Annotated in this window: 14 protein-coding genes; 10 read left to right on the top strand and 4 right to left on the bottom strand. The window is 73.7% G+C overall.

Annotated elements, in window-relative coordinates:
* Positions 1–311 precede the first annotated feature (311 nt).
* Positions 312–1,055 (top strand): ferritin-like fold-containing protein, encoded by a 744-nt coding sequence (locus HZZ00_RS31305; protein ID WP_180329537.1) that lies wholly within the window; start codon positions 312–314, stop codon positions 1,053–1,055.
* Between the two features lie 93 nt (positions 1,056–1,148).
* On the opposite strand, the gene HZZ00_RS31300 is transcribed toward HZZ00_RS31305, so the two are convergent.
* From HZZ00_RS31300 to HZZ00_RS31285, 4 genes are all read right to left on the bottom strand, one after another.
* A complete protein-coding gene (locus HZZ00_RS31300) occupies positions 1,149–1,412 on the bottom strand; it encodes a hypothetical protein (RefSeq protein WP_180329536.1) in 264 nt (87 codons plus the stop codon).
* A gap of 171 nt (positions 1,413–1,583) precedes the next feature.
* Positions 1,584–1,811: a DUF3107 domain-containing protein gene (locus HZZ00_RS31295; protein WP_046421387.1), complete on the bottom strand. Its 228-nt coding sequence runs from the start codon at positions 1,809–1,811 to the stop codon at positions 1,584–1,586.
* Positions 1,812–1,939: 128 nt separating this feature from the next.
* Positions 1,940–2,581, bottom strand: coding sequence for a TetR/AcrR family transcriptional regulator (locus HZZ00_RS31290; protein ID WP_070026895.1), 642 nt, complete (start codon positions 2,579–2,581; stop codon positions 1,940–1,942).
* Between the two features lie 134 nt (positions 2,582–2,715).
* Complete coding sequence (locus HZZ00_RS31285; RefSeq protein WP_180329535.1) at positions 2,716–2,940, bottom strand: hypothetical protein; 225 nt, start codon at positions 2,938–2,940, stop codon at positions 2,716–2,718.
* 198 nt (positions 2,941–3,138) lie between these two features.
* Between HZZ00_RS31285 and HZZ00_RS31280 the strand changes: the two genes are divergently transcribed.
* From HZZ00_RS31280 to HZZ00_RS31245, 9 genes are all read left to right on the top strand, one after another.
* Positions 3,139–4,197, top strand: coding sequence for an alpha/beta fold hydrolase (locus tag HZZ00_RS31280; protein ID WP_180329534.1), 1,059 nt, complete (start codon positions 3,139–3,141; stop codon positions 4,195–4,197).
* An 8-nt stretch (positions 4,198–4,205) separates the two neighbouring features.
* Positions 4,206–5,636, top strand: a complete 1,431-nt coding sequence (locus HZZ00_RS31275) for a DUF3152 domain-containing protein (protein WP_374028495.1) — start codon at positions 4,206–4,208, stop codon at positions 5,634–5,636.
* 56 nt (positions 5,637–5,692) lie between these two features.
* On the top strand, positions 5,693–5,788 hold the full coding sequence (locus HZZ00_RS39300; protein ID WP_322734595.1) for an Ms4533A family Cys-rich leader peptide: 96 nt from the start codon (positions 5,693–5,695) through the stop codon (positions 5,786–5,788).
* A gap of 181 nt (positions 5,789–5,969) precedes the next feature.
* Positions 5,970–7,688: an ABC transporter substrate-binding protein gene (locus HZZ00_RS31270; RefSeq protein ID WP_180329533.1), complete on the top strand. Its 1,719-nt coding sequence runs from the start codon at positions 5,970–5,972 to the stop codon at positions 7,686–7,688.
* Between the two features lie 4 nt (positions 7,689–7,692).
* Positions 7,693–8,727: an ABC transporter permease gene (locus HZZ00_RS31265; RefSeq protein ID WP_180329532.1), complete on the top strand. Its 1,035-nt coding sequence runs from the start codon at positions 7,693–7,695 to the stop codon at positions 8,725–8,727.
* A complete protein-coding gene (locus HZZ00_RS31260) occupies positions 8,724–9,722 on the top strand; it encodes an ABC transporter permease (RefSeq protein WP_180329531.1) in 999 nt (332 codons plus the stop codon). Before HZZ00_RS31265 ends, HZZ00_RS31260 begins: the two co-directional genes overlap by 4 nt.
* Positions 9,719–11,311: an ABC transporter ATP-binding protein gene (locus HZZ00_RS31255; RefSeq protein ID WP_180329530.1), complete on the top strand. Its 1,593-nt coding sequence runs from the start codon at positions 9,719–9,721 to the stop codon at positions 11,309–11,311. Before HZZ00_RS31260 ends, HZZ00_RS31255 begins: the two co-directional genes overlap by 4 nt.
* 214 nt (positions 11,312–11,525) lie before the next feature.
* Entirely contained in the window at positions 11,526–13,169 is a 1,644-nt protein-coding gene (locus HZZ00_RS31250; RefSeq protein WP_257585475.1) for a DUF3492 domain-containing protein, read from the top strand.
* Complete coding sequence (locus tag HZZ00_RS31245) at positions 13,166–14,647, top strand: hypothetical protein (protein WP_257585474.1); 1,482 nt, start codon at positions 13,166–13,168, stop codon at positions 14,645–14,647. Before HZZ00_RS31250 ends, HZZ00_RS31245 begins: the two co-directional genes overlap by 4 nt.
* Positions 14,648–14,676 lie beyond the last annotated feature (29 nt).

The raw sequence follows: 14,676 nt of genomic DNA, 5'->3' as shown, positions 1-14,676 counted from the left end.
CAAGCCGTATGACACGGGACCTCTGCCGACGCTCTAGCGCTCGTACCGCTGAGGGTGTCCCTCCGGTCGTCGTACGTTGAGCCGTACGGCCACGGAGGGCTGTCGGGTCGGAGCCGATCGGGCCACCGACCGGGCATCCTCATGCGTGCGCCCTGTCAGGGCACGTCGAACACCGCCGACGCACTCAGCATGCGCAATACCACCATACCCCGGATCGGCGCACATGCGATGGCCGATTCGGTCACGTAGTCGTGGTCACAGTGTGCGGCCAGGGGCTTGAGGGGGGCGCGGAGCGGGCTATTGTGCGCCTCATGACTAGCTCTGACAAGGCTGAGAAGGCGTCCGCCGCCCCCGCGCCGACCGGTGTCGCCGCCCAGGACTGGGCGCAGGCCGCCGCCGAGCCGCACTACCGTGCCGCCGTCGTGGACCTGCTCGGTGCGCTCGCCTACGGCGAGCTCGCGGCGTTCGAGCGGCTCGCGGAGGACGCCAAGCTGGCGCCGACCCTCGCGGACAAGGCGGAGCTGGCGAAGATGGCCTCGGCCGAGTTCCACCACTTCGAGCGACTGCGCGACCGGCTGACCGAGATCGGCGAGGAGCCGACGGCGGCGATGGACCCGTTCGTCGCCGCGCTCGACGGCTTCCACCGACAGACCGCGCCGTCGGACTGGCTGGAGGGCCTGGTCAAGGCGTACGTCGGCGACTCCATCGCGAGCGACTTCTACCGGGAGGTCGCGGCGCGTCTCGACTCCGACACGCGTGAACTGGTGCTCGCCGTGCTGGACGACACCGGGCACGCGGAGTTCGCGGTGGAGAAGGTGCGGGCCGCCATCGACGCCGATCCGCGGGTCGGCGGACGCCTCGCGCTGTGGGCGCGGCGGCTGATGGGGGAGGCGCTGTCGCAGTCCCAGCGGGTCGTGGCGGATCGGGACGCGCTGTCCACGATGCTCGTGGGCGGGGTGGCCGACGGGTTCGACCTGGCGGAGGTGGGCCGGATGTTCACCCGGATCACGGAGGCGCACACCAAGCGGATGGCCGCGCTCGGCCTCGCGGCCTGAGCGGCGGCGCGCTCCGAAGGGGCGGTTGCCGGGGAGTGCGCGACCGCGGGCGCCGGGCCGACCGTGGTCCGCGCGCCCCCGCAGAGGGCTCCGCTACGCCGGTGCCGAACGGCGCACCCGTGCGGGGCGCAGCAGCAGGGACAGCGACGCCGCCGAGATGACGAAGGCGCCCAGGAGCGGGACGAGGGCCGGGCCGGGGTCGAGCGCGCTGCGCGTGACGAAGTCGCCCAGCAGGGCGCCCGCGACCGCGGTCGAGTAGATCAGGGGGCGGGCCGGAAGACGGTGCGCCAGAAGGCCCGCCGCGGCCCAGGCGAGCAGGAGACCGAGCACGGCGGCGCCGAGCGTTTCCAGGATCATGACGAGGGGTCCCTCCCACGGCCGGTCTGCTTGATCGGTCGTAGCCCGTCTTACCCGTGACCTGCGGAGCGCAATCCTCCGCTGTGGAGGAGCCGTGTCGTTCCTGTGTGCGACGCGGGACGTGCGAGGGCCCGGCGGCCGCATGCCGCCGGGCCCTCGCACGGCCTTGTGCTAGAGCGCGCCGAAGCCCACCTTGCGCACGGTCGGCGCGCCGAGCTCCACGTACGCCAGCCGGTCCGTCGGCACCATGACCTTCCGGCCCTTCTCGTCCTCAAGGGTCAGCAGCTGCGTCTTCCCGGCCAGCGCGTCGGACACCAGGCGCTCGACCTCCTCGACGCTCTGACCGCTCTCCAGAACGATCTCGCGGGGCGCGTGCTGCACGCCGATCTTGACCTCCACGGCTATGTCCCTCCGACGGTCAGTGATGTGCGCGATCTTCCGCGCCGTACCTGCACACATTAGCCCGGGGAGGGGACGTACACGCCTGCGGCCGGAACGCCATCAGCGAACACCGTGCGAGAACGGTCTCAGTGGTGCTCGTTGCCGTGCAGCGGGAAACCGGCGATGCCCCGCCACGCGAGCGAGGCCAGCAGTTGCACCGCGTGGTCGCGCGGCACGCTGCGGTCGCTGTGCAGCCACGAGCGCGCCACCACCTGGGCGAGCCCGCCGAGGCCGGAGGCGAGCAGCATGGACTCCGCGCGCGAGAGCCCGGTGTCCTCCGCGATGACGTCGCAGATCGCCTCGGCGCACTCGTTCGTCACCTTGTCGACGCGCTCGCGCACCGCCGGCTCGTTGGTCAGGTCCGACTCGAAGACCAGCCGGAAGGCGCCGCCGTCGTCCTCCACGTAGGCGAAGTAGGCGTCCATGGTCGCCCGGACGCGCTGCTTGTTATCGGTCGTCGACGCCAGCGCGCTGCGCACGGACTGGATCAGCGCCTCGCAGTGCTGGTCCAGCAGGGCGAGGTACAGGTCGAGCTTGCCGGGGAAGTGCTGGTAGAGCACCGGCTTGCTGACGCCGGCCCGCTCGGCGATGTCGTCCATCGCCGCCGCGTGGTAGCCCTGTGCGACGAAGACCTCCTGGGCCGCGCCCAGCAACTGGTTCCGTCGGGCTCGGCGCGGCAGCCGGGTGCCGCGCGGGCGTGCTGCCTCAGTTTGCTCGATGGCTGTCACGCCGCCTCCCAAAGTCGTCCACATGCGGTGTCGACCGCGCGGCCATCGTACTTTTCGGTAACCGTGGAGTGCGCGGTGCGAACGCAGAATTTCACGTACCGGACGGCGGCGAAAGCCGCGGGCGTCCCCCGGGATCAGCGGTAGTCGTCCTCGTCCAGCGAGACCACGCGTGCCTGTTCGAGCAGATCGGCCTCGTTCGCCCGGTCCTTGTCCACCTCGGTCAACGTGTCGTCGCGCTCCGGCCGGACGTCGGCCTGCTGCTCGACGGCGTCCACTTCCGGGTCCTCGACACCCAGCTCGGGGGCCGTCTCGTCGTCCAGCTCCTCGATCGTGTCGGGCTCGGTGGGGTCGTGGGCCATGGTTGGGCTCCCTTCCTAGAACGTCCCTGGAACCGGCAGGGGCCACATGCGGGTGCCCTCGGTACGAGCCTAGGATGCGGCCGTTCCGGATGCCATGCCGTACGCGCCCGTTCGCTCACCGGGTGTCCCCTGCGCGGTGGCGGACGCTGTGACGGCGAACACATGAACCCCGGTGTGATCATCTCGTAACATTGCCGCATGTCTTCGACCGAGTCGCCTTCCGTACCGGCCGCCAGTGTGCTCCCCAGGGTGGCGCCCGTCCGGGTCGGCGAAGGGGAGCGGCTGCGCTCGGTCGGACTGCCCGGGGTCACCTTGTCGGTGCGCTGCCGGCCGCCGGCGCGCGAGGGACTGCCGCGCGCCCTCTACGTGCACGGACTCGGCGGTTCCTCGCAGAACTGGTCGGAGCTGATGGCCCACCTGGACGGTGTCGTGCACAGCGAGGCCGTCGACCTCCCCGGTTTCGGCGACTCGCCGCCCCCGGACGACGGCGACTACTCGGTCACCGGACACGCGCGCGCGGTGATCCGCTACCTGGACGCGGCCGGGCTGGGTCCCGTCCATCTCTTCGGCAACTCGCTCGGCGGCGCCGTCGCCACCCGGGTGGCCGCCGTACGCCCCGACCTGGTGCGCACCCTCACCCTGGTCTCGCCCGCCCTGCCGGAGCTGCGCATCCAGCGCACCGCGGTGCCGACCGGACTGCTCGGCGTGCCCGGCATCGCCGCCCTGTTCACCCGGTTCACCAAGGAGTGGACGGCCGAGCAGCGGGTGCGCGGGGTCATGGGCCTCTGCTACGGCGATCCGGGCCGGGTGTCGCCGGAAGCCTTCCGGTACGCCGTCGAGGAGCTGGAGCGGCGGCTGCGGCTGCCGTACTTCTGGGACGCGATGGCCCGCTCGGCGCGCGGCATCGTCAACGCCTACACGCTCGGCGGGCAGCACGGGCTGTGGCGGCAGGCCGAGCGCGTGCTCGCCCCGACGCTGCTCGTCTACGGCGGCCGGGACCAGCTCGTCGGCTACCGCATGTCCGCCAAGGCCGCCCGCGCCTTCCGCGACTCACGGCTGCTGACCCTGCCGGACGCCGGGCACGTGGCGATGATGGAATACCCGGACGTGGTGGCGCGGGCGTTCCGGGAACTGCTGGCACAGCAGCAGGACGCGGAGGGAAACGCCGGACGGGGGGCCGTCGTTGACGACGACGGGGACGACAGCACGGACACGGGTGGCCGCGGGGCCGCCGACGGTACGGAAGCGGGGAGCTGAAGCACACCGTGGGACGCCACAGCCGCCGAGGGCCGGCCCAGCCGGCCGCCAAGGACAACGGTCCGGACATAGCGGCCAGGAGCGAGCGGGACACGGAGCGCGGAGCGCCGGGGGCGGGTGCCGGCGGGCGGGCCGGTGTACGGGAAGCACCGGGCCCGGCGGGTGCGGGGAGACGACCGGACGCGACGCCCGCCCACGGGGTGCCGCGCCTGCCGGAGGGGACTCCGGCGCGTGGGGTGCCGCGCTCGCCGGAGGGGACTCCGGGCCGTGGTGTGCCGCGCTCGCCGGAGGGGACTCCGGCCCACGGCGTGCCGCGTTTTCCCGAGGGCACCCCGCCCCACGGCGTGCCCGGTGCCGCCGCGGCCCGTGGCGGACACCCCGAACAGCGTGAACCCGGCGGCGGCTGGGGCGACTTCGCGGGGCGGGCCGGAACCGGCGCGCCTGGTGCGGTGCTGCCCCGGCAGCGGCAGGCGGGCCCGGGCGGTCCGGCCGGGCGCGGTCCCCGCCAGGACTACCTGGACGCCTTCGACGGCGACGGCGGCCGGGGCCGCGGCGGACCCGGGGCCACGCGTACGAAGGAGGAGCCGGCCGAGCGCGTCGAGGCCGTCGCAGCGGGCGCGGACAAGGGCAAGGACAAGGACAAGGCGGTACCCGCCCAGCGCGGCGGCAAGGGGCGGACCTTCACCGGCATCGCCGCGGCCGCCGTCACCACGGTGCTCGCGGTGGTCGTCGCCGGACAGGTGACCGAGGGGCGGGGCGACGCCGCCGCGCCGGGCCGGTCCGCGCCCGACCAGGGCGACGCGGGCGGCCGTCCCTCCGCGCCGGCGAGCGCCGCGCCGCTGACGTACCAGCAGAAGATGGACCGGACGTATCCGCTGAGCGCGACCCTGAAGGGCTCCGGGAAGTTCGACACGGTCCCCGGCTTCGACAAGGCGCCCGGCACGGGCCAGAAGTACCGCTACCGGGTCGACATCGAGCAGGGGATGGGCCTGGACGGCGCGCTGTTCGCGCAGGCCGTGCAGAAGACGCTGAACGACGACCGGAGCTGGGCGCACGGCGGCGCCCGCACCTTCGAGCGGATCTCCTCCGGCAAGCCCGACTTCGTGATCACCCTGGCCAGCCCCGGCACCACGGCCACCTGGTGCGCCAAGTCCGGCCTGGACACCACCGAGGACAACGTCTCCTGCGACTCGGCCGCCACCCAGCGCGTGATGATCAACGCCTACCGCTGGGCCCAGGGAAGCAGGACATACGGCGACAAGATCTACATGTACCGACAGATGCTGATCAACCACGAGGTCGGCCACCGGCTCGGCCACAACCACGTCACCTGCCAGAAGAACGGCGAACTCGCGCCGGTCATGCAGCAGCAGACCAAGTTCCTCGACCACGACGGAATCCACTGCCTGCCCAACGCCTGGCCGTATCCCAGGAGTTGACCTCGCCCGCTTATGTCACATTGACATGAGCTGCGAGTTCGTTCATATTTCTGCGCATGTCGTCCCGTCATGCCGTCTCCTGCAGCGCCGCCATCGAGCTGGCGCTGATCGGCGTGACCGCACTCTGCGTGGCCGACATCGACTGTCGCTGACGCCGCCCCCCTGGCGTTCGCGTCGCGACCTTTTCCCGTTCTCCCGTCCGTGACCCCCGGTCACGGACTCCTCGACGACCCGGCGCCCGGGGCGACGTCTGTCCATGGACGTCTCGATCCTCGTCCAAACGTCTCACCATTCGAGAAATCCTCGAACCAGCCCCGAGAGGTCGTCATTCCGATGCGTCAACCGTCCGTCATAGCGCGCCGCGTGGCAGCGGCATCCGTCAGCCTGGTCGTGGCAGCGGGCGCCGCCGCCTGCGGCCCGAAGGACAACGATGCCAAGGGTTCCGGTGGCGACTCCACGCCCCACAAGGGCGGCACGCTCACGGTCCTGAACTCCGAGCCGCAGACCGACTTCGACCCCGCGCGCCTGTACACCTCCGGCGGCGGGAACGTCCCCTCGCTGGTCTTCCGCACCCTGACCACCCGCAACCGCGCGAACGGCGCGGACGGCGCCAGGGTCGTGCCGGACCTGGCCACCGACACCGGGCGGCCCAGCAAGGACGCGACCGTGTGGACGTACACCCTGAAGAAGGGCCTCACGTACGAGGACGGCACCCCCATCACCTCGGCCGACATCAAGTACGGCATCGAGCGCTCCTTCGCCCCCGAACTCTCCGGCGGCGCCCCCTATCTGCGGGACTGGCTGGCCGGCGCGGCCGACTACCAGGGGCCGTACAAGGACAAGAAGGGCCTGTCGGCGATCGAGACGCCCGACGACCGGACCATCGTCTTCCATCTGAACAAGCCCGAGGGCGAGTTCCCGTTCCTGGCCACCCAGACGCAGTTCGCACCGGTGCCCAGGAGCAAGGACACGGGCACCAAGTACGAGGAGCACCCGGTCTCGTCCGGCCCCTACGAGGTCGTCGAGAACGAGAACGACGGCGAGCACGTGCTGCTCAAGCGCAACCCCCACTGGTCCGCGGCCACCGACGACCAGCGCAAGGCCTACCCGGACACCATCGACGTCCGCTCCGGGCTCGACTCCTCGGTGATCAACCAGCGGCTGTCCGCGTCCCAGGGCGCGGACGCCGCCGCCGTCACCACGGACACCAACCTCGGCCCGGCCGAACTCGCCAAGGTCACCGGTGACAAGGAACTCGCCGCGCGGGTGGGCACCGGGCACTTCGGCTACACGAACTACATCGCGTTCAACCCGGCCGTGAAGCCCTTCGACAACCCCAAGGTGCGCGAGGCCATCGCCTACGCCGTCGACCGCTCGTCGGTGGTCAACGCGGCCGGCGGCAGCGCGCTCGCCGAGCCCGCCACCACCTTCCTGCCGAACCAGAAGTCCTTCGGCTACACGCCGTACGACCCGTTCCCGGCCGGCCCCTCCGGCAACCCGGCGAAGGCCAGGGAGCTGCTGGCGCAGGCCGGTTACAAGAACGGGCTCACCGTCACGCTGACGCACTCCAACGCCAAGGACTTCGCGACCAGCCCGGAGATCGCCACCGCCCTCCAGGACGCGCTCAAGAAGGCCGGGATCACGGTGAAGCTCCAGGGCCTGGAGGACAACGACTACCGGGACACCGTGCACAACGTGAAGACCGAGCCCGGCTTCTTCCTCGCCGGCTGGGGCGCCGACTGGCCCTCCGGCGGTCCGTTCCTCGCCCCGATCTTCGACGGCCGGCAGATCGTCAAGAACGGAGCCAACTTCAACGCGAGCCGGCTCGACGACAAGTCGGTCAATGACGAGATTGACGCGATCAACAAGTTGACCGACCTCGACGCGGCCGCCAAGCGCTGGGGCGCGCTGGACAGGAAGATCGGCGAGCGGGCCCTCGTGGTGCCGCTGTTCCACCCGGTCTACAAGCGCCTGTACGGCAAGGACGTCCGGAACATCGTCATCAGCGACTGGACCGGCGTGCTGGACATCTCCCAGGTCGCGGTGGCGTGACGCCGTGAGCGAGGCACTTGTCGCCGTCGAGGCCGCCGGGGCGGACAGCACCGTCCCGGCGGCCTCGGGGGCCCGTCTGTTCTGGCGGCGGCTGCGGGCGCAGCGTGCCGCCCTGGTCGCCGCGGCGGTCGTCGCGCTGCTCGTCCTGATCGCGCTCGCCGCGCCGCTGCTCACCGCGGTCGAGGGCCAGGACCCCACCACCTACCACCCGTCGCTGATCGACTCCGCGCGCGGCGGCGTGCCCGTCGGCTCCTTCGGCGGCATCGGCGCCGACCACTGGCTGGGCGTCGAACCCCAGACCGGCCGCGACCTGTTCGCGCGCCTGGTCTACGGCGCCCGGATCTCGCTCGGGGTGGCCCTGGCCGCCACGGTGATCCAGGTCGCCATCGGGGTCGTCGTCGGCGTGAGCGCCGCGCTCGGCAATCAATGGGTTGATCAAGTGTTGAGCCGGATCACCGACGTCATCGTCGCCATGCCACTGATGATCATGTCGTTGGCACTGCTGGCGATCGTGCCGCCGAGCTTCCCGCGGCCCGTCCTGGTCACCCTCGTCATCGGCCTGGTCGCCTGGGGCGGCGTCGCGAAGATCGTGCGCGCCCAGACCCTGTCCGCGAAGGGGCTCGACTACGTCTCCGCGGCCCGGCTCAGCGGCTGGAAGACCCGGCACATCGCCCGCCGCGAACTGCTGCCCGGGCTCGCCGCGCCCGTCATCACCTACGCGGCGCTCCTGGTACCCATGAACATCTCGGTCGAGTCCGCGCTGTCCTTCCTCGGCGTCGGCGTGAAGCCGCCCACGCCCTCCTGGGGACAGATGCTCACCGCCGCCGACGTCTGGTACCAGGCCGCGCCCCAGTACCTGCTGCTGCCGGCCGGCGCCCTGTTCGTCACCGTCCTCGCCCTCACCGTGCTCGGCGACGGCGTGCGCACCGCCCTCGACCCGCGCGCCGCCTCCCGGCTGCGCGTCGGCACCGGCCGCAAGCGCCCCGCGGACCCCGCCCGCGCGGCCGCCGCGGACGCGAAGAAGGAGGCGACCGCATGAGCGGCTTCGGCGGATTCCTGCTGCGCCGGGCCGTGGCCACGGTGATCACCCTGCTCGCCGTCTCGGTGATCGTCTACGTCGTCTTCTACGCCACCCCCGGCAACGTCGCCCAGATCACCTGCGGCCCGCGCTGCTCGCCGGAACAGGTGCACCAGGTCGCCGAGCGGCTGCGGCTGGACGACCCCCTCACCGTGCGCTACTGGCACTTCCTCCAGGGCCTGTTCGTCGGCCAGGACTTCTCCACCGGCACCTCCGTGGAGCACTGCGCGGCGCCCTGCCTCGGGGAGTCGTACCAGACCGGGCAGCAGGTCCTGGACATCATCCTGGGCAAGCTGCCCGTCAGCCTCTCCCTGGTCGCCGGCGCCATGGTGCTCTGGCTCCTGCTCGGCGTCGGCACCGGGGTGCTGTCCGCCTGGCGGCGGGGCCGGGCCTCCGAGCGGACACTGACCGCGATCACCCTCGCGGGCATGGCCACCCCGGTGTTCGTCATCGGCCTGGTGCTGATGATCGTCGTCTGCGGCGAACTCGGGCTGCTGCCCTTCCCGCAGTACGTGAACTTCACCGACGACCCCGAACAGTGGGCCTGGAACCTGCTGCTGCCCTGGCTGTCGCTGGCCCTGGTCGAGGCGGCGACCTTCGCCCGGCTGACCCGCAGCGCCATGCTGGAGACCCTCGCCGAGGACCATGTGCGCACCTTCCGGGCGTACGGCGTGGGGGAGCGGGCCATCGTCGGACGGCACGCGCTGCGCGGGGCGCTCGCCCCGGTCATCGCGCTCAACGCCAACAACGTCGGCTCCGCCGTCGGCGGCGCCGTCCTCACCGAGGCCCTGTTCGGGCTGCCCGGCATCGGCCAGGAACTCGTGCACGCGGTCGAGGTGGTGGACCTGCCGGTGGTCGTCGGCATGGTCCTCGTCATCTCGTTCTCCGTGGTGCTCGCCAACGCCGTCGCGGACGTGCTGTACGCGGTGGCCGACCGACGGGTGGTGCTCGCATGAGCCTGGTGGACGTCAGGGACCTGACCGTCGAGTTCGGCTCCCTGCGGGCCGTGGACGGACTCTCCTTCAGCCTCGCCGAGGGCGGCGCGCTCGCCCTGGTCGGCGAGTCCGGCTCCGGCAAGTCCACCGTCGCGGGCGCCCTGCTGGGCCTGCACCACGGCACCGGCGCCCGGGTCGGCGGCACCGTACGGGTCGCCGGCACCGACGTCCAGGCGGCCGGCGAGCGGGAACTGCGGCGGTTGCGCGGCGCCAGGGCCGCCATGGTCTTCCAGGACCCGCTGTCCTCCCTCGACCCCTACTACGCCATCGGCGACCAGATCGCCGAGGTGTACCGGGTGCACACACGGGCCTCGCGCCGTGCCGCCCGCGCGCGGGCCGTGGAGGTCCTGGACCGGGTCGGGATCCCGGATGCCGCCCGCCGGGCCCGCTCCCGCCCGCACGAGTTCAGCGGCGGCATGCGCCAGCGCGCCCTGATCGCGATGGCGCTCGCCTGCGCCCCCGAGCTGCTGATCGCCGACGAGCCGACCACCGCGCTCGACGTCACCGTCCAGGCCCAGATCCTCGATCTGCTGCACACCCTGCGCGCGGAGACCGGCATGGGCCTGCTGCTGGTGACCCACGACGTGGGCGTGGCCGCGGAGAGCGTGGACGAGGTGCTGGTCATGCGGCACGGCAGGGCCGTCGAGCACGGTCCGGTCGGCTCGGTCCTGGCGGCGCCCCGCGAGGCGTACACCCGTGAACTCCTCGACGCCGTGCCGCGCGTGGACGCGCGCCGCACCGGTTCGGCCGCCACCGACGAGGTGGTGCTGGAGGCCACCGGGCTGCGGCGCGAGTTCGGGCGCGGCAGGCGGGCGTTCGCCGCCGTGGACGGCGTCTCGCTCACCGTGCGGCGCGGCGAGACCGTCGGCGTCGTCGGCGAGAGCGGCAGCGGCAAGACCACCCTCGGCCGGATGCTGGTCGGGCTGCTGGCGCCGACCGCGGGCACGATCCGGTACGCGGGGGCCGCGCACACCGGGGTGAACCCGGCCGTCCAGATGGTCTTCCAGGACCCGGTCTCCTCCCTCAACCCCCGCCGCAGCGTGGGCGAGTCCATCGCCGACCCGCTGCGCGCGCGGGGCGAGAAGGACGAGGAGCGGATCCGGGGGCGGGTGACGGAACTGCTGGAGCGCGTGGGGCTCGAAGCGGGGCACCACGACCGCTATCCGCACGAGTTCAGCGGTGGTCAGCGCCAGCGCATCGGCATCGCCCGCGCGCTCGCCGCCGACCCGCGCGTCATCGTCTGCGACGAGCCCGTCTCCGCGCTCGACGTCACCACCCAGGCCCAAGTGGTCGCGCTGCTCGGCGAGTTGCAGCGGGAACTCGGCCTCGCGCTGGTCTTCGTCGCGCACGACCTCGCCGTCGTCCGCCAGGTCAGCGACCGGCTCGTGGTGATGCGCCGGGGCCGGGTGGTGGAGTACGGCCCGGCCGACGAGGTGTACGACAGCCCGCGCGAGGAGTACACCCGGCAGCTGCTGGCCGCGGTGCCCTCCCTGGACCCGGAGTCGGCGGCCCGGCGCCGGGCCGCGCGCGGCGCACCGGCGGCGGCCTGACGGCACGCACCGGCGCGGACTTGACGTTCCGTGCCCGCGTGCGCGCCTAGCGCGACGAAACGCCCTCCGCGCGGGAAAGTTACGGCCGTTCACCCCTTCTGGTGGCGCGATGGACAACCGTCCGTCGCGCCACCCGCTTGTCCGCTTACGTTCGTCCCGCTGCGAGCCGCCGGGCCGACGGCGGCCGACCAGGAGGAAGATCGGGGGTGCACACGTGCGCACAGGACTGCTTACGGAGGGTGGTTATCCGTATGTGGGCGGTGACGCCGACCTCTGGTGCGACCGGCTGGTGCGCGGGCTGGACCGGCACGAGTTCGACCTCTACGCGCTCAGCCGCAGCAGGCGCCAGGAGGAACAGGGACTGCTCCCGCTGCCGCCCCAGGTGACCCGGGTCCGTACGGCACCGCTGTGGACGGCGGGGGACGACGCCGGGGCGGCCGGGTACGGACGGCGTGCGCGCCGGAGCTTCGCCGAACACTACGGCGAACTGGCCGGCGCGCTGTGCGCCGCGCCGGACGCCGCCGGTGACGCGGTGGCGGACCGTTTCGCCACCGCGCTCTACGGCCTCGCCGGCCTCGCCCGCGAACACGGGGGACTCGGCGCCGCCCTGCGCTCCGACACCGCCGTACGCACCCTGGAGCGCGCCTGCCGCGCCTCCGGCGCGCCGCGCTCGGCGCGCTCGGCGCGCGTGGCCGATCTGCTCACCGTCACCGCGCACCTCGAACGCGCCCTGCGCCCCCTCTCCCTCGACTGGTACGGCGACGACGCCCTCGGCGCCGCCGACCTCTGCCACGCCACCTCCGGCGGGCCGGCCGCCCTCCCCGGGCTGCTCGCCCGGCACTTCTCCGGCGTCCCCCTGCTGGTCACCGAGTACGGCGTCCGGCTGCGCTCCCACTACCTGGCCCTCGGCCCCGACGCCGCCGCGCCCGCCGTCCGCACCCTGCTCGCCGCCTTCCACGGCCGGCTGGCCACGGAGATCTACCGCCGCGCCGAACTCCTCACCGTCGGCAACGCGCACGCCCGCCGCTGGCAGCAGCGGTGCGGCGCCGACCGGGCCAGAATCCGCACCGTCCACCCCGGCATGGAGGCCGCCCGCTTCGCCGACGTCGGCGAGGCCCCGGACCGCGCGGCCCCGGGCACCCTGCTCTGGGTCGGGCGCGTCGAACCCGCCAAGGACCTGATCTCGCTACTGCACGCCTTCGCCGAGGTCCGCAAGGAGGAGCCGCGGGCCCGGCTGCGTGTCGTCGGCGCGCCGAACGGCCCCGACGGCGCCGCCTATCTGAGCCAGTGCCGGGCACTGGCGGCCCAGCTCTTCCCGGACGAGGCGGACGGCGCCCACGCCGTGGGCTCCAACCCCGTCTCCTTCGAGGAGATCGGCGGCCCCGAGGCCCCCACGCCGGCCGACGCGTACGCGGCCGGTGCGGTCGTCGTGCTGTCCAGCGTGGCGGAGGGCTTCCCCACCGGGCTCATCGAGGCCATGTTCTGCGGCCGGGCCACCGTCTCGACGGACGTCGGCGCCGTGGTGGAGGTGATCGGCGGCACGGGACTCGTCGTACCCCCGCGCAATCCGCGGGCGCTCGCCGATGCCTGCGTGGCGCTGCTGCGCGACCCCGAGCGCCGCGCGCGCCTCGGCGCCGCCGCGCGCGCCCGGGCGCTCGAACTGTTCACGGTCGAGCAGAACATCGCCGCGTTCCACGGCATCTACCTGGAGATCGTCTCGCACTGCCCGGTCCGCCGGGACGTCCTGGACACGACCGGCGCGCCCCTCCCCTTCGCCGCCCCCGCCGAGTCCCACGTCCCCGCCCACTGGTCCAGGACCCACGTCCCCGCCTGGGCCGCCCCGGAGGCCACCCGATGACCGACATGCCGGGCGCGCCCAGGGGAGCGGAGCCGTGGGGCACCGCGGCGGGGGCCTTCACGGCACCGGCCGCGAGCGGCCCGCCGGGAGCGGCCACACGTTCCTCCGGGACGGCCGGCGAGCCGGTCTCGGCGGGGCCGTCCGCCGGAGCGGTGGACGCCGGGCCGCTGTGGACCCGGTCGGCACAGACGGGGGGGCGCGGTTCCGGGGCCGACGAGGAGCCGCCGGGTGCACTGCCCGGCGGCGCCCCGCACGCACCCGCCGCACGCACGCCCGTCCCACACACGCCCGTCCCACACCCGCCCGCCCCGCGCCAACCGGGCGCCCCCGGCACGGGCGCGCGGGCGGGCCGGCCCGAGTCCGCGGTCCGCGCGCCCGGCGGCGGGCGCGCACCGGCCCCCGGGGCCGGCGTCGTCGACCCCGTCAAAGCACTGCTGCACCGGCACCGGGAGCTGTGCGAGCGGGCCGTGGACCCGCTGGAGATCGCGGCCGGGCTGGAGGCCGAGGGGATCACCGACCGGACCGCCGCGCGGTTCCGGCACCGGGACGTGTTCTCGCTGGCCGAGGAGCTGTACGCACGCGTGCCGCGCACCGGCGAGGTCCGCCCGGAGCCCGCGCCCCCGCTTCCCGTGCCCCGCATCCGCGCCCGCTGGGCCCTGACCGCCCTGCTGCCCGGCGCCGCCGGCGCGGCCACCGTCGCCGGGCTGCGCCTCACCCACGGCCACCCCCGCCTCCTGGTGGCCGTCGCCGGTCTCCTCGCCGTGGCCCTCGCCGTCCGCGCCGCACTGCGCACCGGGCCGCTCGCCGGTCCGCCCGGCCCCCGCGCCTGGACCCTCTGGCTGCTCGGCTACGCGCTGTTCGGCGACGGACTGCTGCACAACGTCCTGACCGGGGGCCCCGACACCCTGCCCGACGGCACCCCGGACGGCGACTGGCCCACGGCACTCCTGCCCCCGCTCGCCCTCGCCCTGGCCGTCGCCCCGGCGGCCTGGTGCGCGCACCTCCTCGCCGCGGGCGCCCGCCGGAGACTGGCCGGCAGCCGGGGCCTCAAGGACTTCACGGCGGCGGCACGCCCCCTGCTCTTCGGCACGTTCACCCTGTTCCTCGGTGCGCTCGCCGCACTGCTCGCGCTGTGCGGACCGGTCCTCGGCGAACCCGCGGCCCGTCCGCAGGCGCTCACCCTCGGCGCCCTGCTCCTGCTCGCGCGCCTGCTCACCGTGCACCGCCACCGGCGCGCCCCCGCCCTCGCGCAGGGCGCCGCGGCGGTCACGCAGGCGGCGGCCCTGGCGCTGCCCCTGGCCGGCCGGCTGCCCCACTGCGGCTTCCTGGCGACACCCGTCCGGATCCTCGTGGACGCCTGGGGCGAGGCCGCCGTACCGGTCCTCGCCTGCGGCATCGCGGCGCTGACCCTGCTGCTCCACGTCGGCCGCACGCTCACCCGGGCCTCGGCCCACGCACCCGTCGGAGCCCCCGAGTGAGCGTCCCCCACAAGCCACCGGCACCACCC

Source organism: Streptomyces sp. NEAU-sy36 (assembly GCF_013423905.1).
GTDB classification, from domain to species: Bacteria; Actinomycetota; Actinomycetes; order Streptomycetales; family Streptomycetaceae; genus Streptomyces; species Streptomyces misionensis.
The sequence above is the reverse complement of the archived record's forward strand: the minus strand, read 5'-3'. Positions and strand labels throughout refer to the sequence as shown.

Coding starts and splice junctions, on each gene's coding strand:
- HZZ00_RS31260 (WP_180329531.1), top strand. CDS start 8,724: ATGAGCGGCTTCGGCGGATTCCTGCTGCGCCGGGCCGTGGCCACGGTG.
- HZZ00_RS31305 (WP_180329537.1), top strand. CDS start 312: ATGACTAGCTCTGACAAGGCTGAGAAGGCGTCCGCCGCCCCCGCGCCG.
- HZZ00_RS31285 (WP_180329535.1), bottom strand. CDS start 2,940: ATGGCCCACGACCCCACCGAGCCCGACACGATCGAGGAGCTGGACGAC.
- HZZ00_RS31300 (WP_180329536.1), bottom strand. CDS start 1,412: ATGATCCTGGAAACGCTCGGCGCCGCCGTGCTCGGTCTCCTGCTCGCC.
- HZZ00_RS31280 (WP_180329534.1), top strand. CDS start 3,139: ATGTCTTCGACCGAGTCGCCTTCCGTACCGGCCGCCAGTGTGCTCCCC.
- HZZ00_RS31270 (WP_180329533.1), top strand. CDS start 5,970: ATGCGTCAACCGTCCGTCATAGCGCGCCGCGTGGCAGCGGCATCCGTC.
- HZZ00_RS31255 (WP_180329530.1), top strand. CDS start 9,719: ATGAGCCTGGTGGACGTCAGGGACCTGACCGTCGAGTTCGGCTCCCTG.
- HZZ00_RS39300 (WP_322734595.1), top strand. CDS start 5,693: ATGTCGTCCCGTCATGCCGTCTCCTGCAGCGCCGCCATCGAGCTGGCG.
- HZZ00_RS31245 (WP_257585474.1), top strand. CDS start 13,166: ATGACCGACATGCCGGGCGCGCCCAGGGGAGCGGAGCCGTGGGGCACC.